This is a genomic window from Ligilactobacillus ruminis ATCC 27782 (assembly GCF_000224985.1).
Lineage (GTDB): Bacteria > Bacillota > Bacilli > Lactobacillales > Lactobacillaceae > Ligilactobacillus > Ligilactobacillus ruminis.
Map to the genome: position 1 here is coordinate 1,628,135 of NC_015975.1, position 24,162 is coordinate 1,652,296.

Annotated in this window: 28 protein-coding genes; 2 read left to right on the forward strand and 26 right to left on the reverse strand. The window is 44.7% G+C overall.

The window, feature by feature from the left end; genetic code table 11:
- Window positions 1–49: 49 nt before the first annotated feature.
- On the forward strand, window positions 50–205 hold the full coding sequence (locus tag LRC_RS12025) for a winged helix-turn-helix transcriptional regulator (protein WP_241531271.1): 156 nt from the start codon (window positions 50–52) through the stop codon (window positions 203–205).
- Here the strand turns inward: LRC_RS12025 and LRC_RS08210 are convergent.
- The 3 genes from LRC_RS08210 to LRC_RS08220 form a co-directional block, all read right to left on the reverse strand.
- Window positions 202–1,038 carry a flagellin N-terminal helical domain-containing protein gene (locus LRC_RS08210; protein ID WP_014073963.1) on the reverse strand — a complete coding sequence of 279 codons (837 nt, stop codon included), beginning with the start codon at window positions 1,036–1,038 and terminating at the stop codon, window positions 202–204. The genes LRC_RS12025 and LRC_RS08210 overlap by 4 nt on opposite strands.
- 166 nt (window positions 1,039–1,204) lie before the next feature.
- On the reverse strand, window positions 1,205–1,588 hold the full coding sequence (locus tag LRC_RS08215; RefSeq protein ID WP_014073964.1) for a hypothetical protein: 384 nt from the start codon (window positions 1,586–1,588) through the stop codon (window positions 1,205–1,207).
- Window positions 1,589–1,700: 112 nt separating this feature from the next.
- Window positions 1,701–2,246, reverse strand: coding sequence for a sigma-70 RNA polymerase sigma factor region 4 domain-containing protein (locus LRC_RS08220; protein ID WP_041820092.1), 546 nt, complete (start codon window positions 2,244–2,246; stop codon window positions 1,701–1,703).
- A 292-nt stretch (window positions 2,247–2,538) separates the two neighbouring features.
- Here LRC_RS08220 and LRC_RS08225 point away from each other — a divergent pair, with 292 nt between their 5' ends.
- Window positions 2,539–3,336 carry a hypothetical protein gene (locus LRC_RS08225; protein ID WP_014073966.1) on the forward strand — a complete coding sequence of 266 codons (798 nt, stop codon included), beginning with the start codon at window positions 2,539–2,541 and terminating at the stop codon, window positions 3,334–3,336.
- A 43-nt stretch (window positions 3,337–3,379) separates the two neighbouring features.
- On the opposite strand, the gene flgL is transcribed toward LRC_RS08225, so the two are convergent.
- The 23 genes from flgL to fliQ form a co-directional block, all read right to left on the reverse strand.
- The gene (flgL, locus tag LRC_RS08230; protein WP_014073967.1) at window positions 3,380–4,300 is read right to left on the reverse strand and encodes a flagellar hook-associated protein FlgL; all 921 of its coding nucleotides are present in this window, start codon (window positions 4,298–4,300) and stop codon (window positions 3,380–3,382) included.
- Window positions 4,301–4,305: 5 nt separating this feature from the next.
- Window positions 4,306–5,850: a flagellar hook-associated protein FlgK gene (flgK, locus tag LRC_RS08235; RefSeq protein WP_014073968.1), complete on the reverse strand. Its 1,545-nt coding sequence runs from the start codon at window positions 5,848–5,850 to the stop codon at window positions 4,306–4,308.
- Between the two features lie 14 nt (window positions 5,851–5,864).
- On the reverse strand, window positions 5,865–6,224 hold the full coding sequence (locus LRC_RS08240) for a flagellar motor switch protein (protein ID WP_014073969.1): 360 nt from the start codon (window positions 6,222–6,224) through the stop codon (window positions 5,865–5,867).
- A gap of 2 nt (window positions 6,225–6,226) precedes the next feature.
- On the reverse strand, window positions 6,227–6,514 hold the full coding sequence (flgM, locus tag LRC_RS08245) for a flagellar biosynthesis anti-sigma factor FlgM (RefSeq protein WP_014073970.1): 288 nt from the start codon (window positions 6,512–6,514) through the stop codon (window positions 6,227–6,229).
- 169 nt (window positions 6,515–6,683) lie between these two features.
- Entirely contained in the window at window positions 6,684–7,925 is a 1,242-nt protein-coding gene (gene fliY / locus LRC_RS08250) for a flagellar motor switch phosphatase FliY (protein WP_014073971.1), read from the reverse strand.
- Window positions 7,922–8,932, reverse strand: coding sequence for a flagellar motor switch protein FliM (fliM, locus tag LRC_RS08255; protein WP_014073972.1), 1,011 nt, complete (start codon window positions 8,930–8,932; stop codon window positions 7,922–7,924). The genes fliY and fliM overlap by 4 nt, the downstream gene beginning before the upstream one ends.
- 58 nt (window positions 8,933–8,990) lie before the next feature.
- Window positions 8,991–9,416: a chemotaxis protein CheW gene (locus LRC_RS08260; protein WP_003691832.1), complete on the reverse strand. Its 426-nt coding sequence runs from the start codon at window positions 9,414–9,416 to the stop codon at window positions 8,991–8,993.
- An 18-nt stretch (window positions 9,417–9,434) separates the two neighbouring features.
- On the reverse strand, window positions 9,435–9,797 hold the full coding sequence (locus LRC_RS08265; RefSeq protein WP_014073973.1) for a response regulator: 363 nt from the start codon (window positions 9,795–9,797) through the stop codon (window positions 9,435–9,437).
- A gap of 15 nt (window positions 9,798–9,812) precedes the next feature.
- On the reverse strand, window positions 9,813–10,412 hold the full coding sequence (locus tag LRC_RS08270) for a chemotaxis protein CheC (protein ID WP_014073974.1): 600 nt from the start codon (window positions 10,410–10,412) through the stop codon (window positions 9,813–9,815).
- An 11-nt stretch (window positions 10,413–10,423) separates the two neighbouring features.
- Window positions 10,424–12,475, reverse strand: a complete 2,052-nt coding sequence (locus LRC_RS08275; protein WP_014073975.1) for a chemotaxis protein CheA — start codon at window positions 12,473–12,475, stop codon at window positions 10,424–10,426.
- 26 nt (window positions 12,476–12,501) lie between these two features.
- Window positions 12,502–13,272, reverse strand: a complete 771-nt coding sequence (locus tag LRC_RS08280) for a CheR family methyltransferase (protein WP_014073976.1) — start codon at window positions 13,270–13,272, stop codon at window positions 12,502–12,504.
- 5 nt (window positions 13,273–13,277) lie between these two features.
- Entirely contained in the window at window positions 13,278–14,318 is a 1,041-nt protein-coding gene (locus tag LRC_RS08285) for a protein-glutamate methylesterase/protein-glutamine glutaminase (RefSeq protein ID WP_014073977.1), read from the reverse strand.
- A 16-nt stretch (window positions 14,319–14,334) separates the two neighbouring features.
- Window positions 14,335–14,829 carry a chemotaxis protein CheD gene (locus tag LRC_RS08290; protein WP_014073978.1) on the reverse strand — a complete coding sequence of 165 codons (495 nt, stop codon included), beginning with the start codon at window positions 14,827–14,829 and terminating at the stop codon, window positions 14,335–14,337.
- Entirely contained in the window at window positions 14,822–15,346 is a 525-nt protein-coding gene (locus tag LRC_RS08295) for a chemotaxis protein CheW (RefSeq protein ID WP_049780078.1), read from the reverse strand. The genes LRC_RS08290 and LRC_RS08295 overlap by 8 nt, the downstream gene beginning before the upstream one ends.
- A gap of 9 nt (window positions 15,347–15,355) precedes the next feature.
- A complete protein-coding gene (locus LRC_RS08300; protein ID WP_014073980.1) occupies window positions 15,356–16,627 on the reverse strand; it encodes a methyl-accepting chemotaxis protein in 1,272 nt (423 codons plus the stop codon).
- A gap of 348 nt (window positions 16,628–16,975) precedes the next feature.
- Window positions 16,976–17,686: a cell division ATP-binding protein FtsE gene (locus LRC_RS08305; protein ID WP_014073981.1), complete on the reverse strand. Its 711-nt coding sequence runs from the start codon at window positions 17,684–17,686 to the stop codon at window positions 16,976–16,978.
- A 19-nt stretch (window positions 17,687–17,705) separates the two neighbouring features.
- A complete protein-coding gene (locus LRC_RS08310) occupies window positions 17,706–18,476 on the reverse strand; it encodes a flagellar hook-basal body protein (RefSeq protein WP_014073982.1) in 771 nt (256 codons plus the stop codon).
- A 14-nt stretch (window positions 18,477–18,490) separates the two neighbouring features.
- A complete protein-coding gene (locus LRC_RS08315; protein WP_014073983.1) occupies window positions 18,491–19,195 on the reverse strand; it encodes a flagellar hook-basal body protein in 705 nt (234 codons plus the stop codon).
- Entirely contained in the window at window positions 19,192–19,905 is a 714-nt protein-coding gene (locus tag LRC_RS08320) for a sigma-70 family RNA polymerase sigma factor (RefSeq protein WP_014073984.1), read from the reverse strand. The genes LRC_RS08315 and LRC_RS08320 overlap by 4 nt, the downstream gene beginning before the upstream one ends.
- Window positions 19,906–19,943: 38 nt before the next feature.
- On the reverse strand, window positions 19,944–22,022 hold the full coding sequence (gene flhA, locus LRC_RS08325) for a flagellar biosynthesis protein FlhA (protein ID WP_014073985.1): 2,079 nt from the start codon (window positions 22,020–22,022) through the stop codon (window positions 19,944–19,946).
- 18 nt (window positions 22,023–22,040) lie between these two features.
- Window positions 22,041–23,108 (reverse strand): flagellar biosynthesis protein FlhB, encoded by a 1,068-nt coding sequence (gene flhB, locus LRC_RS08330; RefSeq protein ID WP_014073986.1) that lies wholly within the window; start codon window positions 23,106–23,108, stop codon window positions 22,041–22,043.
- Between the two features lie 21 nt (window positions 23,109–23,129).
- Window positions 23,130–23,888, reverse strand: a complete 759-nt coding sequence (locus LRC_RS08335; protein WP_041820094.1) for a flagellar biosynthetic protein FliR — start codon at window positions 23,886–23,888, stop codon at window positions 23,130–23,132.
- Between the two features lie 10 nt (window positions 23,889–23,898).
- Window positions 23,899–24,162 carry a flagellar biosynthesis protein FliQ gene (gene fliQ, locus LRC_RS08340; RefSeq protein WP_014073988.1) on the reverse strand — a complete coding sequence of 88 codons (264 nt, stop codon included), beginning with the start codon at window positions 24,160–24,162 and terminating at the stop codon, window positions 23,899–23,901.

A 24,162-nucleotide genomic window follows, 5' to 3' on the forward strand; every position in this document is an offset into this window, starting at 1 on the left:
TAGTTCGATATAAATATCACGTTCACGAAAAAAGGAGATGAGTATTTTTATGAACAAACATAAGTCGGACATTTTAGAATTGTTATTGAAAGATTCAAAACTTACGCAGCGTCAGATTTCTGAAAGATGCCAAAAATTTCTTAAAATAATAAAAAAGCGACAACCGAATCGATTGTCGCTTTTTTATCAGCAAACTTTTTTTTAGCCTTGAAGCAAGCTCAAAACTGAGTTTGGCATTGCGTTTGCTTGCGCAAGCATTGATGTTGCAGCTTGAGAAAGAATGTTGCTCTTCGTGAACGTCATCATTTCTTCAGCCATGTCAACGTCACGGATACGTGAGTTGGCATCTGACAAGTTTTCGTTCGTTGCCGTCAGGTTGTTGATCGTATGTTCCAAACGGTTTTGAACGGCACCAAGGTCGGCACGTTGATTTGAAACAGTTGCAATAGCTTTATCGATTGCGCTAATCATACCATTTGCCATACGAACATTTGTAGCAGCGGCATTGATTTGGAACGTTGCATCTGTCGATCCAAGCAACGTCGTACCATCCATCGCACCAATTGTAACCGTCAACGTTTGATTTTCATTTGCACCAATTTGGAATGTGAATGCATTGTTTGCTTTACCCAACAAGTTCTTCGTGTTGAATTCAGTTGTGCTAGCAATACGAGTAAGTTCTTGATGAAGAGCCTTTAATTCCTTGTTGATGGAACCACGATCTGTTTCTGTCAACGTATCGTTTGCGCCTTGAACTGCCAAATCACGCATACGTCCAAGAATGCTGTGAGTTTCGTTCAAAGCACCTTCGGCTGTTTGTACCAAAGAGATGCCGTCTTGGGCATTGCGCTTTGCCTGTGTCAAACCACCGATTTGTGACTTCATCTTTTCTGAAATTGCCAAACCTGCAGCGTCATCGCCGGCCTTGTTGATACGCAAACCTGATGAAAGTTTTGCCAATGAGTTTGATTTTGCGGTATTTGCAGCTGTCAAACGGCTGTATGTGTTCATAGCTGCGACGTTTGTGTTAATACGCATGTTAAATTCCTCCATTTCTTTTGTATCATTAACTGATTACATGATTATATATCGTCAGCATCTCAGATCTTTTAAGCTATTTATTAAAATTTTTCGCAAAAAAAAAAAACGCCGTCCAAAACGGACGGCAGCTTTAGCGTAATCAGTTAATAACATTCATGCCTGATCAAAACGAATCTTCGCGCTTGAAGCGACGTCTGAACCAGCGCATGATTAAAGAGGATTCTTTCATAAGCATCTTATATTCGAAAGATGAGGCGTTCGGATTTTCAATCCCGGATTCGCGGAGCAGATCCAAGACGACGGGTCGGCTGTCGCCAACAGTCAAAAGAATGTCCAGACGACTGAGACGCTTTTCTTCATCGTATTCTTCGACCAAGCGATAATTGAAGTTTTCCTTATTATCTGCAATTACGGAGAAGAAAGCAGCATCTTCCCGTTCCGCTCCGAAGATTGAAACGGCTGGATGCGAGATGAAGTAATAGCGTCCGAAACATAAATCGCATGCCTGCGCCAGAACGCTCTCCTTAACTTTTGTACCCGTTTTCATACCTTTGACCTCATTTCCTTTTGATGATTATTGAGCAGAGACCCCCATCGCTGCTCATCTAATATTTTACATAATTTAATTAAAAAATTCCAGTATTTTTTCACATTTCATTCTAGCTTTTATCAAATATTTCACAAGCTATCCGTCTGATGCTGTTGCGCGCACGATAAACTTTGGTGTGCGTCTGTTTCAGATGCCGCGAAATCTCCATTTCGGTGTATCCTTTCAATTTATATTCAAGATATTCGCGTTCAAAATCATTGCATCTTCTGAACAGTTCGCTTAACTGATCCCTGATGGTGACCAGTGTTTCAGCATCAACGTCATTGTCCGGAAGCTTGGCAAAATAATCATTGGATGTTTCATCGACGACATCCGTTCTGTGTTCTTCTTCACGCTTTTTTCTTCTCAATTCGTCCAAAATACCCCATTTTATCTTTTGATACAAATATGCGTTGATCCTGTTTTCTTCTGCGTCAGGATCCCTGTTAATTAATTCGACGTAGCCTTTGACGAACAAAATCATCCCCAACACGACGTAATCATCATAGCTGCTTGAATACCTGCTTATGCCGAAGCGCTTGATGATTCCGTAGATCATCCCTTCATGATTTTTTTCTTTCATATATTCGACTGCTTCTTCTTCATGTTCTCCCATAAACATCCCCCGTTTTTCAAGATAGTTGTTATTTTAAGGGACTCTTTGATCTGAATAAACCTGTAATCTCATTTTGGCGCATTTTTTTAAACAAGCTGTCTTTAAACGAAAACGGTTGTCATTTGTGTTAAAAAGAGGCCTTTAGTCCACTTTGCTTGAAACGCACCAAAAACTAATATTACATTTATGTTAAAATAAAGAAAAAACTTGATTTAATTTAAATTACATTTTAAACTGAAATTGTTCTTTTTCCAAAAGAACGCCAAAATTTAACTGTTACTGGGGGAATTATATGAACAAAAAACAGGAATCAAACTGCGCTTGTTGTCAGGTAGTTGATTTTTCAAAAGACGGCTTCAAGCATTTGATGCGACATGCCGTATTTGAAAGAGAAGCAAAGATCGATATTTACAAAACCAATCTGATCCTGAACTTCAAACCAAACGAGGATGAATACCCTGAATTTGCCAGGATCAATGCCATGCTCGTTGAAGCTGACCGCGTGATCGTTACTCAAAAACAGACCAAGCGCCTGATCAACGAATTGATCGAAGCGCAAGGAATCGGGCTTTTCGTCGACCGTGCCTGCCTTGGGCTTAAGCAAAAAAAGCGCATCGCTCCTTTGAGCTACGTGTGGGGGGAAATTGAGCTTATGCCGCTTGGCGGAACATATCGTCATTCAACGAACTGGATCATGCTGAACAAGGTCAAACTCGACCTGCGTTCCGGTGAAAAAACGATGGCCGTCACGTTTTGCGACAGTCAAACATGCTATCTCTTGCCAACTTCACCGCAAATGTACTTTGAAAACAAGAAAAACTGCAGATATATCTATGAAAAAGAACACCAGGTCATCGGTGAAGTTTTGAACGTGTTTAATTTGAACAAAACGATTGAAATCTATGAGAAATTTTGCCAAACGGAATTTAACAAAGATGATACTCCGATTGCTGCGCTCAAGCAAAGCGCACGCAAGCTTTTGACGGATTCGATTTTAAAAATGCTTTTTAATGAAGAAGAAATCACTGAGATGCTGTTTGCTGACGTCATGAACGGAATCAGCAGCAGGTACGATAAGCTTAATTCGTAGAAATGAAAAAAACTTGGAACTCGCTTGAGTCCCAAGTTTTTTCTTACATATAATCAAGTACCGTCGTCTGCATAATCTTCGTGCCCATCGCAAGCGTTGACTTGTAAGCAAGCATCTGGTTTTGATATTCCATGTACTTTTGCGCAATATCAACGTCCTGGCGCGTCGACAACGTGTTCTTCAGCGTTATCTTCTCGCTGTCATTGCGATCTTTGGCCGCATCGATTCGTTTTTCGATAGCCCCGATGCGAGTATTGTAGTTGACGATGTTGTTCTTGAACACGTCAACTTCGCCGAGCTTCTTCGACAAGTCTGCAATTGCTGCTTCGTCATGCTTGTCAAAGTCGGCAACGAGTTCGTTAAAGAACGTTCCCAAATCTTTTCCGGCACCTTGGGCGTTCATGACCGAATTGCCGTTAGTCAGCAAGTTGATCGAAACACCGTTGGAAATTTCACGCGCAAGATTGGTTTCATCGCCGTTATACTTCAAGCCGTTGACTTCGCCGTTTGCATCCTTAGTAATTTCAAACGGCGGTTCCGTCGTCTTCGATCCGCCAAAGATGTAGCGACCGTCGTAATTAGTGTTCATTGCGTCGACGATCGTGCCGATCTCCTGCTGAAGCTCAGATCTGTATGCCTTAAATTCGGCATCGGTCAAAGTCCCCGAGTTGTTGACGGCAACGATAATGTTTCGAATGTTGTTCATTGACTTCTCAACCAGCTGCAAAGCACCGTCCTGAGTCGTTGTCCAGTCCTTGGCATCGCTGATTGTCGTTGCATATGAACTGTTTTGTGAAATAGACACGTTCAAGTCAAGAATCTTCGAAACAAGCAACGGATTGTCGGAAGCCTTGTTGACTTCCTTCAGACTTGCCAGCTGATTCATCGTACTTTGAACCTTGTTTGTCGTTGTTGCCAGATTATTCAAGAAATCGGCATTAACCATATTAGTCGAAATTCGCATCTAAATCACACCCCCGTCTTGTTGACAAGCGTATCGAGCATTTCTGCAATTACGCTCAGCACTCTGGTATTTGCCTGGAAACCTTGTTGGAACTTGATCACGTCGGACATTTCTTCGTTGATGTTGACGCCTGATATTGATTCGTTCTTGTTTTCCAAGTTGTTCAGGACAACCTTCTGTGCAGCAGCCATGTTGTCTGCCTTTTGCTTTGAAATCCCGTTTTTCGTCACGATATTGTTGAACGTTTCGGCAAAAGTCTGACCGTCCTGGCTTTCGTTAAATTTCATCGTTGATTCGTTGTAAGCATCAAGATCGGCATCCCTGACCGGTGTCTTGAACTTCGTCTTCATTGCCCAGGAAACGGCCAACGCTCTGGAGCCGTCGCCGGCACTGCCCGTGCCGTCAAGCGCCTTTCCGGCCGGAATCTTTGAAGGATCCTTCGCAATCGCATCGTTGACCTTGAAATCAAGCGCATATCTTGAAGGATCATTTCCCAACGTGAAGAATCCATCAAGCTTGTTTTGCCCACCAGTCATGACCATGTTGGTGACCTTGCCGATTTTTGCGATGAAGTCGTTCAATTCGTCCAAGTGTTCAAGGATTTCCTTGGCAGATTCCTGATAGCCGCCCATGTCGCCTTCTGACGTCTTGATTTCGGAATAAGCCGTGTTGCCAGCATCATCTTTCTTCGTCAGCATGACCGTGCCGACTTCGGCCTGACGACCCAAAGCAACGTTTGACTTTGATGAATCGCCGCGATCGGAAACGAGCGCATTGCCGTTGGCATCAGTTCCGACAACGACGCTGAGCGTGTTGTGCGTTTCATTCTTGAAGTCAAGAATCGTTTGACCGTCAACGGAAAGCGTCGTGCGTCCGTATCCGTCAAATTCGGTATTGATGTTGACGAGACCGGAAATATCCTTCAACAGGGTATCGCGCTGATCAAGCAAATCGTTTGGCGTTTCGCCACGAGACGTCAACGTGAACACTTTCTTGTTGATGTCTGCCAATTGATCAATCTTTTCATTGAAATCAAGCACTGATTTTTGCAGATTCGAAATCGAATCCTTGTACAACTGATTAATCTGCGTTGCCATTTGGTGAATCGAATCAGCAAACGAGTTGGCATTTTCAACGACCAAAGTCTTGGAAGTCCCAAGTTCAGGGTTTTCTGCCAATTTTTGCCAACTGTCGGTCAAAGTGTTGAGTGCCTTGATCACGCCGTCGTTTGACGGTTCATGCAAAATATCTTCCAACTGACCGAGCGTGTCTGATTTTTGCGTATTGTAAGTATATTTAGAATTTGCTTCACGAATCTGAGAACGAACGAAATCGTCAACCACGCGTTCTACGCCGGTAACGTTAACGCCCGTTCCGATTGTTCCGGTTCCCGCAATCACGTATGGAGGCTTCGTCGTCATGTGGACACGTTGTCTTGAATAGCCATCCGTATTCGTGTTCGCAATATTATGTGCAGTTGTCTGAAGGGCAACCTGATTGGCAGTGATGCCGCTCGTGGCCGTGCCCAATGTGCCAAATAAACCTGACATGTTTTCTCCTCCTCTTAAGCCTGCTGATCAACCAGAGACACCGAACTTTCCTTTGGCATCTGATTGTACTTCGAATACGTTCCGCTCGGCTGTTTCAGATTGGCTTGAATCGCATCCATCAATGTCTTTTGAAAAGCAATTGCTTGATTCGTCAGCATCAGGTTGACTGATTGTAATTCCTGAATCTCATCAATCATTGCTTTTGTTTTATCAGAAACGGGACCGTCATAGTTTTCAAAAATCGGAATGAACTTCTCTTTTTGAGAAACCGTTTCGGTCACCTTTTCACCGTCATTTTTAATCAGATAGCGCTTTTCGCGCTTCAAAACAGCTTTGAATCTCGTTAAATTGCGTTGAAATTCGGCCTCGTTCATGTTTATGCCCTCTCTTCATCGACGGCATCAAGCATTTTATCAGCAATCTTTTCAGCTGATACTTGGTATGAGCCGTCGTTAATAGCGGCCTTCAAACGCGCAACCTTGTCGGTATCGATGCCTGAATGAGAAGACTGGACTTCAGCACGGCAAAGAAGCTTCTTTGCCGTGTATGAAAGATTGATCTTGTCATTTGAAGCATTGATTGCTTGACTTTGCTTGGCAACATTCTTAGAACCCTTAACGGTCGGTAAGTTCGTATATTCTGTATAACTTCTTTGGATCTTCATGGAAGTTCGCCTCCTTAAACGATTTTTCTGCTCAATACATTATATCGACAGGTAGAAAAAAAGTTAAACCTCAAAATTCGATTTTTTCAAAATAATGAATTTTTTGGGGAGGCAAAGCGAAATAAAATCCTTAAATAAAAAAGAAGCCGCTGACAGGCTCCTTTTTTATTTAGCGCATGTTATTGATTCTTTGGCTCTGTGACAAAATATTCGTGATGCGAACGCCAAAGTTGTCATTGATGACGACGACTTCGCCTTGAGCGATCAATTTGCCGTTGAGCAAAATATCAAGCGGCTCATCGGTCAGTTTCTCAAGTTCGATAACCGAACCGGTGTTGAAACTGAGAATCTCACGCACGGACTTCTTGCTTGTTCCGAGCACGACGCTCAAGTTAAGCGGAATATCCATCAACAGGTCAAGATTGTCGCCTTCGCCCTGTGCATGACCATCGAGCGTTTGGAACGAAGGCTGACTGACTTCAACAGGCGGCTGCTTCGGTTGCGGTGCCGGCTGTGGTGCTGGCTGAGGCTGAGCTTGCGGCTGCGGTTGAGGGGTCGGAGCAGCAGCCGGTGCCGTTTCAGGTTGCGGTGCGGCCGGTGCCTTCTGCTCTTCTGCAGGAACCTCGCGATCGTTAACGACCGTTGCCTTGTCGGCCATCATTGCGGCCGCAATATCGTTGACCATTTTCTTCGTGAAAATCTGCATGATTTCACTTTCAATCAGTCCTTCAACGTCCAGATTGAACGAAATTCGATAGACGATGCTGTCGGGATTGATGCCGTCATAGCTGATGTTGTCCGGTTCTCCCCAAAGTTTGACCGTTGGCGGCAAAATATCGACCTTGCGATTGATCATCGTTGCCATGGAAGTTGAAGCAGAACCAATCATCTGGTTCATGGCTTCGGCAACGGCGCTTAATTCCAGATCCCCGAATTCGGCATCATCTTTGGCATTTCCGGGACCGCCCATCATCAGGTCGGCAATGATCGAAGCATCTCTGACCTGTAAAAGCATCAGGTTCGTCCCGATCACGCCTTCCTTATATTCAACCGTCGTTGCGACCTTAGGCGTTTTGATTCCTTCCATCAAAGAAGCGAATCTGATCTTCGTTACTCTTGGCGTCGTAATCGAAACGCGGTGATTAAGAATCGAAGAAAGCGTCGTTGCCGCCTGCGACATCGAGATGTTGCCGACTTCCCCGATCAGGTCCATTCGAGACTGTTCGTCCATGCCGGCGATGATCTCATCGTCAACGTCAAGCGTTGCATCTTCCACGGCTTCTTTTTCAATCTCTGCTTCAGATTGTTCCGTCTTTTCTTCTACTTTTTCTTCTTTGCTGTCATCTTCTGCTGCGGCTGAACCGCCATTCATCAATGCATCAATTTCTGCTTGTGATAAACCGTCGCTCATTGATCTTCTTCTCCTTCCATCTTATCCAGTAATTCGATTGCCAACTGTCCATCCTTTTGACCTGGCTTGACATAAAAGAATGGTTCACCTTCAATATAAGTTTCCAGCGGTGAAGTCGTCTTCTTATCCAGTCGAATGACATCCCCTGCTTCCAAGTTCAAGAAGTCCGCAAAACTCATTTGCGCATCGCCAAGTTTCGTCTCGATCACCATCTCGACGTTGTTCAATCCGCGTTTGATTTCAAGTGAATCATCTTCATTGTCGTCTTTGCTGGAATCAAACCAATTACGGATACTTAATTTGTCCAAAATACCTTCAAAGAAGACATATGGAATGCATAAGTTGATGAAAGTGCTGATTTCAAACACCTTGACTGTAAAGGTTACTAACACGACTGGTTCATTTGGCGACATTGCCTGTGAAAGCTGCGGATTCGTATCGATCGTGTCAAACTTCGAATTGAGCTCAACGATATCTTTCCATGACGTCTTGTAAACATTCACAATTTCCTTGAACAGTTCACGCATCAATGCCAAATCAATATCCGAAAACGATTCAAGCGAAGGAATCTTTTCGTCCGGATGCTGCGTCCTGACGTCGAGTCCCCCGCATAAAAGTTCAACCATCAAGCTGCATAACTGGGGATTAATTTCCAACAGCTGCGTACCTTTTAAAGGCTCGGAGTGGAACATCCCAAGCAAGGTCACTCTTGGAATCGAATGCATGAATTCGTCGTAGCTGATTTGTTCGATTGCGGCCAGATCAACGGACACATTCGTCCTGAGCTGAGTTGACAATACATTACCGGTCATCTTGGAAAAGTCCTCGAAGATCATGTGCAAGGTATTGATATATTCTTTTGAAAGGCGCGTTGGGCGTCTGAAGTCGTATTCTCTGACTTTAGGCGCATCGTTTTTTTCCTCTTCGATTGTATCTTCGCTGATCTCACCGGTGTTCATTGCGTTGAGAAGAGCGTCGATTTCTTCTTGCGACAGTACCTGATCCACATGTATCCTTCCTTTTCCGATTTAAATTCCTGATCAAACAACTAACTGCTGACTGTTTTTATGCCTTTGCCGTGTTTTCTTCAAAAATCATTTTTGAAACGTTGACGACATTGGCAACCTTGTCTTCGAACGAAACGACTCCGACGTAAGACGTCTGATCCGACTTCTCAGGCGGAAGCTCGATGTCTTCTTCGTTGATGTCGACGACTTCGCTGACTTCTTCGATCAGAAGTCCTTTTCGCTCTTCTTCATTTTCTTCATTTTTCATAATGAGGATGTTCATGCATTTTTCAGGAGAAGGAATCCCGATCAGCTCGGATAATCCGATTACGGTCATCACGTTGCCACGAAGGTTGATCAACCCCTTGACCCAGTTCGGAGCAAGCGGAACGTATGTAATCGGAACCGTATCGATGATTTCTTCAACCGACTTAGCTGAAATCAGATAATACTCATCGCTCATTTTGAACATGATCATCTGCATAATATCATCTCCAAATTATTAAGAAAGTGCTTTGTCCAAGGCCTGGATAACGCGTTCCGTATCGAACGGCTTAACGATGAAGTCAACGGCACCGGACTTGATTGCATCCATAACCATACCTTGCTGACCCATGGCACTGCACATAACGACTTTGGCGTTGGCATCTGCCTGCTTGATCATCTTCAAAGCTTGAAGTCCGTCAACTTCAGGCATCGTGATGTCCATCGTGACAAGATCCGGCTTTTCAGCTTGATACTTGTCAAAAGCTTCTTGACCGTTTTGTGCTTCGCCGGCTACTTCATAGCCGTTCTTTTCCAAAATGTCCTTCAATTTCATACGCATGAAGACCGCGTCGTCTACGATTAAAATTCTTTTTGCCACTGTAGTTATCTCCTCTCAAATTCCTAATGACTTAAACATTCTGTCAAGCATGCCGACTTCAGGTATCAAAAACAACGATGCATCCAACTTGTCATCCATATACAAGAACTCGTTTCTGATTACCATCACCTGCTCGTCATACTGATCCAACGCCATATATGCGCTTGAAATTACGGCACCGAAATAATCATATGAGGTTGCAGGCAACGAAGTAATCAGCTGGATGTTAAGCATCGTCCCGATTGCCCGAAGAAACGAGTTTGCCACGATGTTCGTCAGTTCGCTTACGGCTGAAGCCTTGACTTCTCTAGAAACTCCTTCGACATCGCTTCCCATCATCAGTCCGGCAAGCTTGTCTGCTGCAGCGTCAGAAAGCACGAACAACAATGCTCCTTCAAAATCGCCCACGAATCGGCTTAAAATCGCATGCACTTCGACATCATCGGCTATCACGCGCTTGTATAAATCTCCGTATGACAAAATTTCCACGCTCGGAACCTTCATGTCGATTTTGCTGTTCACCATTTGCGAAATGCTCGTTGCAGCATTTCCGCCGCCGATATTCATGATTTCTTTCAGTCCGTCAAGTTCTAAATCAGTGTATCTCTTATCCATGGCAATGCCCCTTACTGTCGACTGTTGCAAATTGCATTTACGTCAAGAATCAAAGCAATTGAGCCGTTTCCAAGAATCGTTGCGCCCTGATACTTCTTGATCTTTTGAAGCATCGGATCGATCTTTTTGATCACGATTTCTTGCTGTCCGATCATTTTGTCAACCAGCACGCCGTAGTATTGCTTGCCGATCTTGACGATGATCGCATACTTCTTGTTGGATGAAGAAGACGGCACCTGAAGCAGCTTGTCCGTTCTGATGATCGGAATCAAGCCTTCCTGGAACTTGCATACTTCTTGATTGGAGGTTTGCATGATGTCTTTTTCGCGAACCATTACAACTCGTTCAACAACATCCAGCGGAATCGCAAAACTCTCCTTACCAATTTGTACCATTAAAGCTTGAATAATTGATAAAGTTAATGGTAATTTTATGATAAATGTCGTTCCGACATCAACTTTGCTGTCCATTTCGATGGATCCGCCAAGTTCAGCAATCTTTGCCTGAACGGCATCAAGACCAACACCGCGTCCTGAAATGTTCGTAATCTTCTTGGCAGTCGAGAATCCCGGGTGGAAGACAAGCATCTGAATCTCACGATCGGTCATTCCCGTCGTATCGATGCCCTTCTTTTCAGCACTTGCCTTGATGATTTCAGGTTTCAATCCCTTGCCATCGTCAGACAGCGTGATCAAAACCTTGTTGCCTTCTTGATAAGCTGCAAGGGTAATCGTCCCGACTTCAGGCTTACCGAGCTTCTTTCTTGTTTCAGGATCTTCAATGCCGTGATCCGCTGAATTCCTTAGCAAGTGAATCAACGGTTCTGAAAGTTCAGAAACGACCGTCTTGTCCAATTCCGTTTCTTCACCGATGATTTCAAGCTTCATTTCCTTATTCAACTGGTTGGACAAGTCGCGCACCATGCGCGGGAAGCGAGAGAAGACGACGCTGACTTGCTGCATGCGGATCTTCAGCACAAGATCCTGCAGTTCTGAAGTCAGTCGTGAAACCTGTTCCAGGGAATCGCGAATCTCGTCGATGCTTTCGCGGTTCGTTGCATCTTCCAGTTGATTGCGGTAGACCACGATTTCTGAAACGAGGTTCAGGAAACGGTCAAGCCTTGTCAGATCGACACGAATCATCTGATTCTTGGCCTTGTGCGCCGTTGCCTGAGTTTTGGCTGCAGGCTTCCCTGCAGCCGGCTTCTTTTCTTCGGCAGGTTTTGCTTCTGCCTTCTTTTCTTCTGTTTCAGACTTTTCTTCGGCTTTTTCTTCTTCAGCAGCGGGTTCCTTGAATTCCTCAACGATATAGCTGTCGATTTCCGTATTTGATTCGATGATATGCTTGACGTCGTCAACGCTGTCCTTGGTCAGATAGATCATTCTGAAATCAGTATCGAAATCTCCGTCTTCAAGCAAGTCAGCTGAAGGTTCCGTCCTGATGATCTCGCCGTCTTTTTCGAGATGTTCCGTAATCAAGAACACGCGCGGACCTTTGAGCATCGTATCCTTGTCGAGACGGATCGCGATCGCATAAGCGTTCATCCCATCGGCTTTGGCACCATTGACAACGTCCGTATCGGCATCGTCATAATATTCGAATTTCGTTGACAAGGCTCCTTCGTCATGTTTCTCAACCGGAGCAGGTGATTCGGCTTCGGGTTCGCCTGCGCCCGCAGATGACTCGACGCGGTCAAGCTCGTTCCAAAGATCCGTAATTTGGCTTTCTTCAAGCTCTTTATCGTCGCGCAAATCGTCAACAAGTTCCTGCAACTTGTCCAAGCACTTGAAAACAAGCGAGATATGATCCGTGTTGACCTTCATTTTGCCAGTTTTGAAAAGGTCGAGCATGTCTTCCATTTTATGCGTAAGTTTGGTCATAACGTCATATCCCATCGTTGCGGACATGCCTTTTAAGGTATGTGCAACGCGGAAGATGCTGTTGATCAGGTCAATGTTGTCCGGTTCCTGTTCAAGTTCAAGAATACTGTCGTTTAATGTTTGTAAATTATCATCACTTTCTTCAAAGAAGAGATCGCGATAAACACTGTTGTCATCAGCCATGAATTTTTTTCCTCCTTCTCTTCAGCTTATGCCTTTTGATAGATGAATGAAGCAACTTTCTTCAATCCAAACTGTTCGGGATTATTAATCGTTTCCGTTGCACCGGTGAAGAAAATTCCGCCCTTGTTGAGCGCATCAGCAAAATTTTGATAAACTTCGTCACGGGCATCAGGCTTGAAGTAGATTGTCACGTTCCGACACACGATCACGTCGCAACGACTTTCGTAGCGATCCTTCAGCAAATCGTGTCGTTTGAAAGTAATTTTTTGTTTCAAACTAGGCTTTACTTCGTAATCGCCATCTTCTTTTTTTGAAAAATAATTGCTGATATCTGTTTTTGAAACGTTCTTAAGCTCGTGCAAAGAATATCTTCCGCTTTTCGCCTTGTCCAGGATAACCTTGTCGATATCCGTTGCGACGATCGAACCGTTGATTTTGTTTTTGTCAAGAATCATTGCGAGCGTGTACGGTTCAGCCCCGGTAGAGCAGGCTGCGCTCCAAATCTTTGGTCTTGACGTATTCTTTACCACAATTTTGTTCAAAACGTCTTCGAACTCGTCGAAAATGTCTTTGTTTCTGTAGAATTCAGTCACATTGATTGTCAAATGCTCGATAAACTCTTCGCGAGCCTTGCTGTCTTTTGAAAGAATCTTCGCATATTCTTCCAAAGTCTTGGCTCCCGTCGTCTGCATAATATTTCCGATTCGACGCTGCATTTGACGTTCCTTATATGCTTCCAAACGAATGCCCAAATTATCCTGCACCCATTTGTTGAAAAAATCAAAGTTCATTGCCATCTTGATCACCTAACAATCCGATTTACTTTAGTTGCAATCTCATCTAGTCCGAGGACTTCGTTTACGACGTCTTTTTCAATTGCGGCCCTCGGCATTCCGAAGACGACGCACGTTTCTTTGTTTTGCGCAAAATTATAACCACCGTTTTTAGCAATCTCGACCATTCCGTCAGCACCGTCATGACCCATGCCGGTCAAGATGACCGCGACCAAATACTTGTGATAAGCCTTAGCTGCGCTTTTGAACAGATAGTCAACTGCAGGTCTGGTTCCGTGAAGCTTTGGTTCCTGATTCAAGTAAATCTTGATGCCGTCCGTCGTCATATGATAGTCGCCAGGAGCCAGATAAACCGTATTCGGCTCGACCATCATTCCGTCCTGTGCTTCAACGACGTGCGGTCCGCATTCGGCATCGAGCCTTTCAGCAAATGATTTCGTAAATCCTTTCGGCATATGCTGAACAATAAAAATCGGAACCTTGGATTTTCTCGGCAAAGCCTTTGCCACAGTCAAAAGCGATCTTGGTCCGCCGGTTGAAGAACCAATCACCAAAGCATGGACTCCGCGGTTGAGTTCCACATCCGTCTTCTTTTCTTTGAGCGCAACTTCCCGACGAAGTTTTTTGTCTCGTTCAATCGTCGGATGAAGACGCTCGTTTTTTTTCATCTGCGAGCCTTTGATCTTTCTTTCCAGATCTCGCGTCCAATCTCTTTCGATTGCAGTCAGGTTAACGGGCTTCGTTACGAAATCCGTTGCACCAAGTTCCAAAGCTTCGATCGTAATTTCCTTGTTGCTCAATGCGCTAAGCATAATAACCGGAGTTGAGTATTTCTGCTTGATTTGTTTTAAGGCTTCGATACCATTCATGATTGGCATTTCAATGTCCATCAGCACAAGATCGATGTCATCGTGGGCTGCCAAGTAATCAACCGCAGCCTTGCCGTTTCTGGCGATATCAGCCGGTTCAACGCCATTCATCTTTTTCAAAAGGTCAGTGATTACTTTGCGCATGAAAGCTGAATCATCAACTATTAATACTCTTATCAACGAGGTATCTTCCCTTCTAAATATAAATCACATCTTGATGCACGATCCTCACCATGCAGGTGAAGTCATCGAGGTCAACAATCATCGTCCTCCCCGAATTTCCTCCTGTATGCGATGCCACGACCGGAATACGCAGTTCCTTTAAAACCTCCATGACGGCTTCGGCATTTCGCTGTCCGATATTGCCGGTTCCTGACGTTGCGGATTTGAAAGAAAACATATTTGCCCCGCCAACGACTTTTGCCTTAAAACGTCCGTTTGGCACCCTTCTTTTTAGCTGCTGATACATCAAGGGAATTGCCGTATCGGCAAATTTGGCCGGATTGACGTCAGACTTGGCAGAAAACGGCTTGCTATCCGGCAGCATGATGTGGCTCAATCCGCCGACTTTGCTTTTTTCATCATAGATGATTGTTCCGATGCAGGAACCAAGCCCGACCGTCATGATGCGATGCGGAGCCTGTCCGATTTTGTAATCGGCAATTCCGACCCTGATATCGTCGCTACTCATTTTCCCCGTCCTCAGAATCACTGGATTTCAAAGCCTGATCAGCTTCCAAATCATCAAGTGACTCCACAAGTCCATCAGCTTCATTGTTATCGAATAAATAATCAAGTTCAAGTGAAATGACGACGTCGTCTTTCATCTTGAGGAACTTGCCGACATAGCCCCGCTTTAATTTTGCCTTTTCAAGTTCTTTTTCATTATCATTCGTTTCGAGATAAACGATTCCGACAATCTTTTCAACGTAGATTCCAAGCGCTTGTTCTTTCCAGTTGCACAAGATGACCTTGGCCTCTTGCGTCTGTTCCGTAAAATCATTGAAAAGCTTGCGTCCCAGATCAATAATCGGAAGCATTTGTTCTTCATATTCGTAAACGCCCAAAACATAATCTGCAACTTCCGGAAGCGGAATGAATTTGTTTGTCTCAACAACACGACGAACAATAGTTACAGGCAATCCGAAAAGCTGATCATGACTTTTAAATACTACATATTGTTCCATTTTGCCGCCAATCCCTTTCATCGTTTAGTTTTACAGTTTAAAAGCTTCCTGTTGAAGTTTCTTGATGTCAGCATCTTCTTGCAACTCATCAACGCTCTTTTCAAATTCAGAGATCAGATTGCGCACGTCTTCGAAGCTTGCGGCAACCTGTTGCGTTCCGGCTGAAGTTTGGCTGATTTCTTCTGCGATGTTCATATAAGCATCCGTTACTCGATTCTTGACGTCAACAACGCCTTGAATGCTTGTCTGCATCTCTTTGATACCTTGCGCGAATTCGTAAACGATGTCAGAAATGTCGCGTGAAGCAACCATTGCTTGACCGAGTTCTTCGTTTTGTTCTTCGCCGTTGTCATAAGCAGCGTTCAGATCGCTCGTGATTCTTTCAGACTTGTTTCTGATTTGTTCGATGATTTCACGAATGCTCTTCGTGGAATTGCCTGACTGTTCAGCCAAAGAACGAACTTCTTCGGCAACGATTGCAAAGCCCTTGCCGGCTTCACCCGCTCGTGCAGCTTCAATGGAAGCGTTCAAGGCAAGCAGGTTTGTTTGTTCCGAAATGTCGTTGATCAAAGAAACGATGTTGCCGATGTTTTGGATGTCCTTGTTCATTTCGCCCATTTCCTTGACGAGACGTGCCTGGTTTTCGCGTTCTGCGCTCCATGACTTGGATACGGCACCCATGATTTCAGTGTTGCGCTGATTCGTTTCCTGGGACTTGTCGGCAGATTCTCCGAGACGTCCGATCACGTCATTGATATTTTCAATGTCTGAAGAAAGCGAGTCGATGTCTTCCGTTGCCGTTTGCGCATGCTGTGCCAAAACCTGTGAAGTATCGGAAAGCTTTTCAAGCGTGTCGCCGACGTCTTCTGTTGAGGTTTTGGCCTTGTCGCAAGCAGATGACAGCGTTGCAATCCTCTTTTCGTTCTCCTTCGTATCTTCGCCCCATTGAACGGCAAAGCCTTTGAACGTATTACCGACCGCATGAAGAGCCGTTGCGATTCGACCCATGTCCGTAATGTCGTCTTCTGTATCGGCCAATTCGTCAACGCTTCTCAAATCACCGTTGGCAATTTGTTCCATGTGTTCTTCAATGAACTTCAGGTTCTTGCCGACGCCCGTTTGGCCGGCAATCTTGCCGCCGAAAACGAGATAAACAACTTGCGCAACAATCAAAATAACTGCTAATACCCAGTATGCGACAACGTTTGCCGGCGCGCACAGGAAATATCCGACAATTGCCGCTATGATCGTAACAAATACCGGCACTAGTTTTTGTACAATATTCTTTGTCTTGTTATTCATGATAATTTTCCTTTCAAACTGAAATTAATCCTAATTGACCTCTGTGTAGATTAAGCAAAAAAACCACTTTCACCTCACAAAAACATATTAACCTGACAGCGATCCCATGCTATTCATATCGGTTGATAATGAAGCGATTTTAAGTAAACTACGCGGGTTACTATGCGGAGTTTCTGTGATTTTTAGCCTAAAATATAGAACGATTTATCTGAAATTTGTAATTTTTGTGACTTTTTCTTTAAAATGCAGAGCTTATATTTTGAACTGAATTTAAAATCAATTTGTAACTCCGGTATAATGCTATGATTATTTCAAATATCGGTCAGTCTCTTAACCTTCCGATCGCGTCTACCATACATACACGTTTTTAGGATCATTCGTTGCCGAATACCCGCCTTTTCTGTCATCCCTGATCAAGTTGCCGTAAGAAAGCTCCAACGTTCGCCGACGCAGCGTATTCACCATCGTCGAATCATGCGTCGCAAACACGACCGTCATTCCTTGCCGGTTGATCTTGTTAAAAAGTTTCATTATGTCCATCGCCGACCGGTTGTCCAGATTGGCCGTTGCCTCATCTGCGATCAAAACCGGAGGCGAAGTCACGATTGCCCTTGCAATCGCAATTTTCTTCTGTTGTCCGATTGACAACTCATATGTACGATGCTCGCGAAAATTCCACATGCCAACGGTCGTAAATGCATCCAAAATCCGCTTGTCCCATTCTTCTTTTGGAACATCGCACGCACTCAGAACATATTCGACGTTTTCATATGCGCTTCGATTAGGCAAGAACAAATCCTTTTGCCGAATTACGCCGACCTGGCGTCTCAACTTATAGACCTGATTGTTCTTCAATCTCGAAATCTTGACGTTTCCCATCAAGATTTCGCCGGACGTCGGCATTTCTTCACGATTGAACATTTTGAGCAGAGTCGACTTGCCTGCGCCGCTTTTTCCGACGACGTAGACAAATTCCCCTTGTTCAATCTTAAAGGAAACATCTTTTAGACCATAATTTCCGTTGTCATATTTTTTGCTGATATGCGTAAATTTAATCACGAGACATCATTCCCCATTATTATTCCGTAAACTTGTTGATCGTCTGCAGCATTTCATCCGTCGACTGCAGGGCCTTGCTGTTCATCTGATAAGCGCGCTGGGTGATGATCATTTTAGACATCGTATCAGCAACGTCAACGTTTGACAGTTCGACCAAGCCTTGATTGATCTGACCGAACCCGGCGTTGTTATTTGCCGACGAAATCAAGTTCCCGTCGCAACGGTAAAGATTGTTCCCGATGTCGTTCATATCGATCGAATTTTGCGGACGAAACAGCAAGATGCGCCCGACCCTGACGTTTCCGATCGAAACGTAACCGGATGTCGAAATGCTGACCTCGCCGTCTTTCGGCCACTGACTTGAAGGAACGTTTGATTGAACCTCAACCTTCATTCCTTTGCTCGTCACAAGGTTTCCGTCGGCATCGCGTCTGAAGCTGCCGTCTCTTGTCAGGTACAGATTGTTTGCACCGTCCCTGACCCCGAAGTATCCTTCGCCGTCAATTGCCAAATCATAAGTTCCGGCAGTCGATTTGAACACTCCCTGACTTAAATTTTCGTTGACCTGTTGCACGTTGAGTCCGGCATTGATGGCAACGTTGCCGGCATTTTGCGACAGACCGACCTCGTTTGCGTTGGTTCCGTTGTTCAAAAGTTCCTGAAACGTTGTTCGTTTGTCCTTGTATCCAAGCGTATCGACGTTCGCAAGGTTGTTTGCAACGACGTCCATTTCGCGTTGATAGGCATTAAGCCCCGAACGACTGATGGACAAAATCTGACTCATGTTCATTGTTAAATCCTCCGCTAAATCTTGCCAAGCTCATTTACGGCTTTGCCGAGCGTTTGGTTGGCAGTGCTTAAAACTTTTTGGTTGGCCTCAAATTCACGTGAAGTCTGAATCAGATCCACCATGTTTTGTGCCGTATCCGTATTCGATCCTTCAAGCATACCCTGCACGACTTCGCTTCTGATCTGCGTTCCTGCGGTATTGCTCGTATAGATTGTATTGCCTTGGTTTTGCAAAGCGGACGCATTGTTGAACGAAACGATCATAAAATTCGGATTGGCTTCATTTGCTTGGATCGCCTGGCCGTTTGCCCCAAGAACAGCATATCCTTCCTGAGTTACCAGCTGTCCTTGACGATTTTCGGTAAAGTTGCCGTTTCTCGTATAGCCGATCTGACCGTTGTTCATGCGAACCGTGAAGTAGCCTGCTCCGTTGATTGCAAAATCAGTTTTCAAGTCCGTTTCATGCATCGAACCGGATTGGGTATTCAAATATGAACCGTCTATCTGATTTCCGAACGTGAAATTTCCGACGTTGACTCGTTGTTCATTTTTTAATCCGCCCATGAAGTTGTGCAGCTGAACGTTTTTCAGCGTCGACTGGAACAGTTTCTTTTCTTGATAACCGTTCGTATTTACGTTGGCAATATTTGCAGAAATTGCTTCCTGCCTCTTTTGCAGTACTTCAAAATTGCTTTTCAAGGTATCAATTGATCTGATCATTCCTGATTTGCCTCCTCAATATAGCCTCTGATCTTGGCAATCGCCCGGCCGTGAATCTGTGAAACGCGGGCAATCGAAACATCCAAAATCGCGGCTATTTCTTTTAATGTCGCATCTTCTTCGTAATACAGACTCAAAACGAGCTGTTCACGTTCCGAGAGACGCTTGATTGCTTCAACCAGTTCTTTTTTTCTCTCTTGCTTCATTAATTCCTTCTCTCCGCTCGGAGCCTTGGAATCCCTTAGCGTGTCTTGAACCATGACCGTTTCGTCGTTATTTGAATAAAGCGTGCTTTCAAGCGAAACCGATGAAAGGTATTGAATGCTGTCATAAATGTCGCCCAACTGGGATGAGGTGATTCCCATCTTCTTCATGATTTCCTTGTCGGTCACTTCGCGTTTCATTTCCTGTTCAAGTTCTTGCTTAGCCTGATAGAAGCTGTTGACGTTCCCCATTTTGTAACGAGATATTTTTGAATGGCGTCTGACTTCATCGATGATGGCCCCGCGAATTCTGATGGTCGCATAGTTTTCAAACGGAACTTTCTTTGACGAATCAAACTTCTGCATTGCATCAATCAAACCAATAACGCCGATGTTATACAGATCATCATATTCATATTCAGTATTTTTGATGGAGATGCGGTTGGCAACACGTTCTACCAAGGGCAAGTATTTCAATATTTCTTGTTCTCGATCAACCTCGTACATGAAACGGCACTGCCCCTTTCTTTGATTAATCCGCTGCATCAGATTTCAATGTTCCCGATTGATTCAATTGTAATTTCATTTGGAATTTCATTCAATGAAAGCACTGCAACGTCAGGAAAGTTGAATGCAATCAGTTTTCTGAAGGCCAAACGAATCTTTGGCGACGTCAAAATGACGTAGTTCATGTTTTGTGCCGCCATTTGTTGTGAAATGTCGCCGATTGCGGTCAAAATCTTGTTGACGGAATCAGGCTTCATTACCGGATATGATCCGGTTGCAGTCTTTTGAATGCTTTGCGAAACCATCTCTTCGACTTTCGGATGAATCGTGACCACATTGATACGATCGTTTTCATCCGCATATTTATTGGCAATCGTTCGCCTGAGTCCTTGACGGACATACTCGGTCAAAACTTCGGTATCTTTCGTAACTGTTCCGTAATCGGCCAAAGTTTCAAGAATCGTGGCCAAGTCGTTGATCGGAACGTTTTCTTCAAGCAGATTTTGAAGAACCTTTTCGACTTCGCCCAAACGCATGATGTCAGGAATCAATTCATCGATGACGACGTTGTTGTTGGCCTTGATGCCTTCAAGAAGCTTTTGCACTTCCTGTCTGCCAAGAAGCTCCGGCGCATGCGCATGAATGATTTCTTTAAGGTGCGTTGCAATGACCGTCAGCGGTTCTATCACCGTGAAGCCTTGCAGATCTGCATTTTCCTTATCCTTTTCATCAATCCAAAGCGCATCGAGCTGAAAGGCCGGTTCCTTGGTCGGAATTCCTTGGAACGGGAAGCTTCCGTCATCAGACTGGCTGATGATCATGTATTTGTCAGGATAGATGTCTCCGTGCCCGACTTCATTGCCGCGAATTTTGATCGAATAGTCATTGGCATTCAGATACAGGTTGTCGCGAATGCGGACTGGACTGACCAAAATTCCGAGCTCATGAGCCGTTTGCCGTCTGATGGCAGAAATTCTGTTCATCAGACTGTTGTCGATCGTGCTGTCGACTAGCGGAATCAGGCCATAGCCGATTTCAATTGACAACGGCTCGACCTGAAACGATGCCACGTCGTCGTCTTCTTCCTGCTCTTCTTTTTTGCGCTGCAATGCAAGCGTCTGTTCTTCTTTGATTCTTTCTTTGATTCTTTGTTCTTCTTTTTGCTTGACCAAAACGTTGGCGGCAAACATTGCCATTGACAGGACGATGAAAGGAATCTTGGGAAATCCAGGGACGAGCGCCAAAACCAGCAGGATGATCCCGACGACTTTGAAAAGCTGCGGATTTCTCAATGCGTCGCTTGCGATATCAGTCCCAAAAGTGCTGTTGTCTTCAGAACGCGTTACGATCACGCCGGTTGCCAGGGAAATCAGAAGCGACGGGACGGAACTTACCAAACCGTCACCGATCGCCAATTTTCCGAACTGGCTGAGCGCATCTGTAATCGACAAATCTCCTTTGGCAGTGAAAATGATGGTTCCGCCGATCAGATTGACCAGCACGATGATGATGCCGGCGATTGCATCACCTTTAACGAACTTTGAAGCACCATCCATCGATCCGTAGAAATCAGCTTCGCGCTGTAGATCCTTGCGACGCTGTCTTGCTTGTTCTTCAGTAATCGCCCCTGAATTCAAATCAGAGTCGATCGCCATTTGCTTGCCGGGCATCGCATCCAAAGTAAAACGAGCAGAAACTTCGGAGACACGACCTGAACCGTTTGTCACGACGACCAGCTGAACGATCATGATGATCACGAACAAGATAATGCCGACGATGTAATTTTCGCCGGCCACGACATCGGCAAAGGCCTCAATCACGTGTCCGCCGTTTCCCGTCGTCAGGATGGAGCGCGTCGACGACATGTTCAAACCGAGTTTAAACATCGTCGTAATCAGCAAAACAGTCGGAAACGTCGAAAACTCCAAAACTGATTTGGTAAACAACGTAATTAGCAAAATATTAATTGCAATCGTCAAGTTCGTAACGATAAAAATATCAAGCAATGACGTCGGGAGCGGAATGATGATCAATCCGACGATGCCTATGACAAGAAAAGAGATTACAATTTCAGCGGGCGTCAACCCGCCCTTTTTTGCTTTCGCTTTATTGTCCAACTTACTTTCTCCTCCTGATTAAATCTTTCCTTTTGCTTCTTGCTCAAGCTTGTAAACAAGAGCAATGACTTCTGCGATGGCTTCATAAAATTCGACCGGAATAAAATCGCCGGCATCGACTTTAGGATAAAGCGCTCGTGCCAACGGTTTGTTTTCGATGATCGGCACGTTTTGCTTTTTGGCTTCTTCCTTGATTCTCATTGCCACGTCATCGGCCCCTTTGGCCAAAACCTGGGGAACGCCGGCACCTTCCGCATCATATTTGATCGCGATTGCCAAGTGCGTCGGGTTGGCTAAAACAACCGTGGCATCTTTGACCTGTGCGACCGCATTTCGAATCATTTCGCGGTGCTTGGCTTTGCGTTGGGCCTTGACCTGAGGATCGCCTTCCATTTGCTTCATTTCATCTTTGATTTCTTGTTTTGACATCTTCAAGCTCTTCATATGCGTGTAGCGTTGAAAAGCATAGTCAAAAACAGAAACAACGACAAGCAGGATGCCGATCTGCATCGCAAGATCCTTGCAAATGTTCAGCATGAACAACAAGACCTTACCCGTTCCGACTTCAGACAGGCTCGTCAGAGTCGGAATCGTTTCAACGTATTTCTTGTAGCAAAGGTATCCGACGATAATCAGCTTGACCAACGACTTGGCCAGATTCTGCAATGCTCTCAGACTGAACATCTGCTTAAGGCCGTTCAGCGGATTGAGTTTTTTGAAATCCGGCTTGATCGGAGTCGCCGTAAAGAGCAGTCCGACTTGAACGATGTTTCCGACGATGCCGATCACGATCGCAATCAGCATGAACGGCCCCGTCATGATAAAAATCATCAAAATTGCCTGAAACGCAATTTTTCCCAAGCTTCCAATCATCTGATCGGGATTTGCCAGCATCTCAAGATAATTGACAAAATAAGGTGAGAAGTGGTTTATGGAAAATTCGCAAAGTGGAACAAATAGCATCGCAAAGACAAACAACGCGACTGCCGCAACGACATCCGGGCTCTTTGCTACCTCACCGCGTTTCCGTGAATCACGAATCCGCTTCGGGGTGGGTTTTTCTGTTTTTCCATCCTTGTCTCCCATATCACTTCTCACCTGCCTCTCCTAAGCGATTGATTTGATAAAGTCGGCCATATTTTGAATCATCTCTGAAAAGTTGCTTGCCAAAAAATCGACCATGTTCGGCAAAACCAGCACACAGACAATAAAACTGACTGTCGTCTTCACGTTCAACGACAGCATCAAAACGTTCAGCTGCGGAATCGAACGCGATAAAATTCCAAGCACGATATCGATTACGAGAATCGAAATAATAATCGGTGCTCCCATGTTGAAGGCCATCTCAAACGTCTTGGCAAACAGCTTGACGATTCCTCCGATCGATTCATCCGTCAAAGTCGGATATCCGAGACTGACGATGTCAAACGATGTCATCAGACCTCTGATCATCTGCCTGTACAACCCGCTGGCAAAAAAGACCATGATTGCAAGCCAATAGTACATTTTGCCAAATTGCGAGGTTGATGACTGCATCGTTGGATCGTATGCCTGAGCCATGATGAAACCGTCCTGAAAATCAATGAACTGGCCCGTAATCATGACCCCGAAAAAAACCAGTCGGCATAAATATCCCATCGCCAAGCCAAAAATCGTTTCCTTGACTGCCATCAAAATGAAGACGGCCAAGGCAACTTCTTTTTCAAAGGCTGCTGCAAGCGAAAATGCCGACAGAATCAAACCGCCTCCAAGAATCAGCTTGCAAAGATTCGGAAAATTCTTTTCAGAAAGAATCGGGGCAACTGACATGAACGAAAACACGCGGCATGCAATCAAACCTAATATTTGGATCTGCACCATGCTCATGCTTTTCACCTCACAAGTTGCTGATCATTCTGAAAATATGCCGAGTAAATTCAAGCAAAATGTTAATCATGAAATTTCCCGCTATAATCAGCGTGACGAAGATTGCTGCAAGCTTGGGAACAAAACTCAACGTCTGTTCCTGAATCTGCGTTGTTGCCTGAAAAATACTGATGATCAAGCCGACGATCATTGCAACTAAAATGACAGGTGCCGAGACGATCAAAACGCGAATCAACGCGTCACGCATCACATCTGTTACGACTTCAATACTCAT

Excerpts from the sequence above, each read along its gene's own strand:
- LRC_RS12025 (WP_241531271.1), top strand. The coding sequence starts at position 50 with ATGAACAAACATAAGTCGGACATTTTAGAATTGTTATTGAAAGATTCA.
- LRC_RS08210 (WP_014073963.1), bottom strand. The coding sequence starts at position 1,038 with ATGCGTATTAACACAAACGTCGCAGCTATGAACACATACAGCCGTTTG.
- LRC_RS08215 (WP_014073964.1), bottom strand. The coding sequence starts at position 1,588 with ATGAAAACGGGTACAAAAGTTAAGGAGAGCGTTCTGGCGCAGGCATGC.
- LRC_RS08220 (WP_041820092.1), bottom strand. The coding sequence starts at position 2,246 with ATGGGAGAACATGAAGAAGAAGCAGTCGAATATATGAAAGAAAAAAAT.
- LRC_RS08225 (WP_014073966.1), top strand. The coding sequence starts at position 2,539 with ATGAACAAAAAACAGGAATCAAACTGCGCTTGTTGTCAGGTAGTTGAT.
- flgL (WP_014073967.1), bottom strand. The coding sequence starts at position 4,300 with ATGCGAATTTCGACTAATATGGTTAATGCCGATTTCTTGAATAATCTG.
- flgK (WP_014073968.1), bottom strand. The coding sequence starts at position 5,850 with ATGTCAGGTTTATTTGGCACATTGGGCACGGCCACGAGCGGCATCACT.
- LRC_RS08240 (WP_014073969.1), bottom strand. The coding sequence starts at position 6,224 with ATGAACGAGGCCGAATTTCAACGCAATTTAACGAGATTCAAAGCTGTT.
- flgM (WP_014073970.1), bottom strand. The coding sequence starts at position 6,514 with ATGAAGATCCAAAGAAGTTATACAGAATATACGAACTTACCGACCGTT.
- fliY (WP_014073971.1), bottom strand. The coding sequence starts at position 7,925 with ATGAGCGACGGTTTATCACAAGCAGAAATTGATGCATTGATGAATGGC.
- LRC_RS08260 (WP_003691832.1), bottom strand. The coding sequence starts at position 9,416 with ATGCAGATGATCATGTTCAAAATGAGCGATGAGTATTATCTGATTTCA.
- LRC_RS08270 (WP_014073974.1), bottom strand. The coding sequence starts at position 10,412 with ATGGATAAGAGATACACTGATTTAGAACTTGACGGACTGAAAGAAATC.
- LRC_RS08275 (WP_014073975.1), bottom strand. The coding sequence starts at position 12,475 with ATGGCTGATGACAACAGTGTTTATCGCGATCTCTTCTTTGAAGAAAGT.
- LRC_RS08280 (WP_014073976.1), bottom strand. The coding sequence starts at position 13,272 with ATGGCAATGAACTTTGATTTTTTCAACAAATGGGTGCAGGATAATTTG.
- LRC_RS08290 (WP_014073978.1), bottom strand. The coding sequence starts at position 14,829 with ATGAGTAGCGACGATATCAGGGTCGGAATTGCCGATTACAAAATCGGA.
- LRC_RS08295 (WP_049780078.1), bottom strand. The coding sequence starts at position 15,346 with ATGAAAGGGATTGGCGGCAAAATGGAACAATATGTAGTATTTAAAAGT.
- LRC_RS08300 (WP_014073980.1), bottom strand. The coding sequence starts at position 16,627 with ATGAATAACAAGACAAAGAATATTGTACAAAAACTAGTGCCGGTATTT.
- LRC_RS08310 (WP_014073982.1), bottom strand. The coding sequence starts at position 18,476 with ATGAACATGAGTCAGATTTTGTCCATCAGTCGTTCGGGGCTTAATGCC.
- LRC_RS08315 (WP_014073983.1), bottom strand. The coding sequence starts at position 19,195 with ATGATCAGATCAATTGATACCTTGAAAAGCAATTTTGAAGTACTGCAA.
- LRC_RS08320 (WP_014073984.1), bottom strand. The coding sequence starts at position 19,905 with ATGTACGAGGTTGATCGAGAACAAGAAATATTGAAATACTTGCCCTTG.
- flhB (WP_014073986.1), bottom strand. The coding sequence starts at position 23,108 with ATGGGAGACAAGGATGGAAAAACAGAAAAACCCACCCCGAAGCGGATT.
- LRC_RS08335 (WP_041820094.1), bottom strand. The coding sequence starts at position 23,888 with ATGAGCATGGTGCAGATCCAAATATTAGGTTTGATTGCATGCCGCGTG.
- fliQ (WP_014073988.1), bottom strand. The coding sequence starts at position 24,162 with ATGAGTATTGAAGTCGTAACAGATGTGATGCGTGACGCGTTGATTCGC.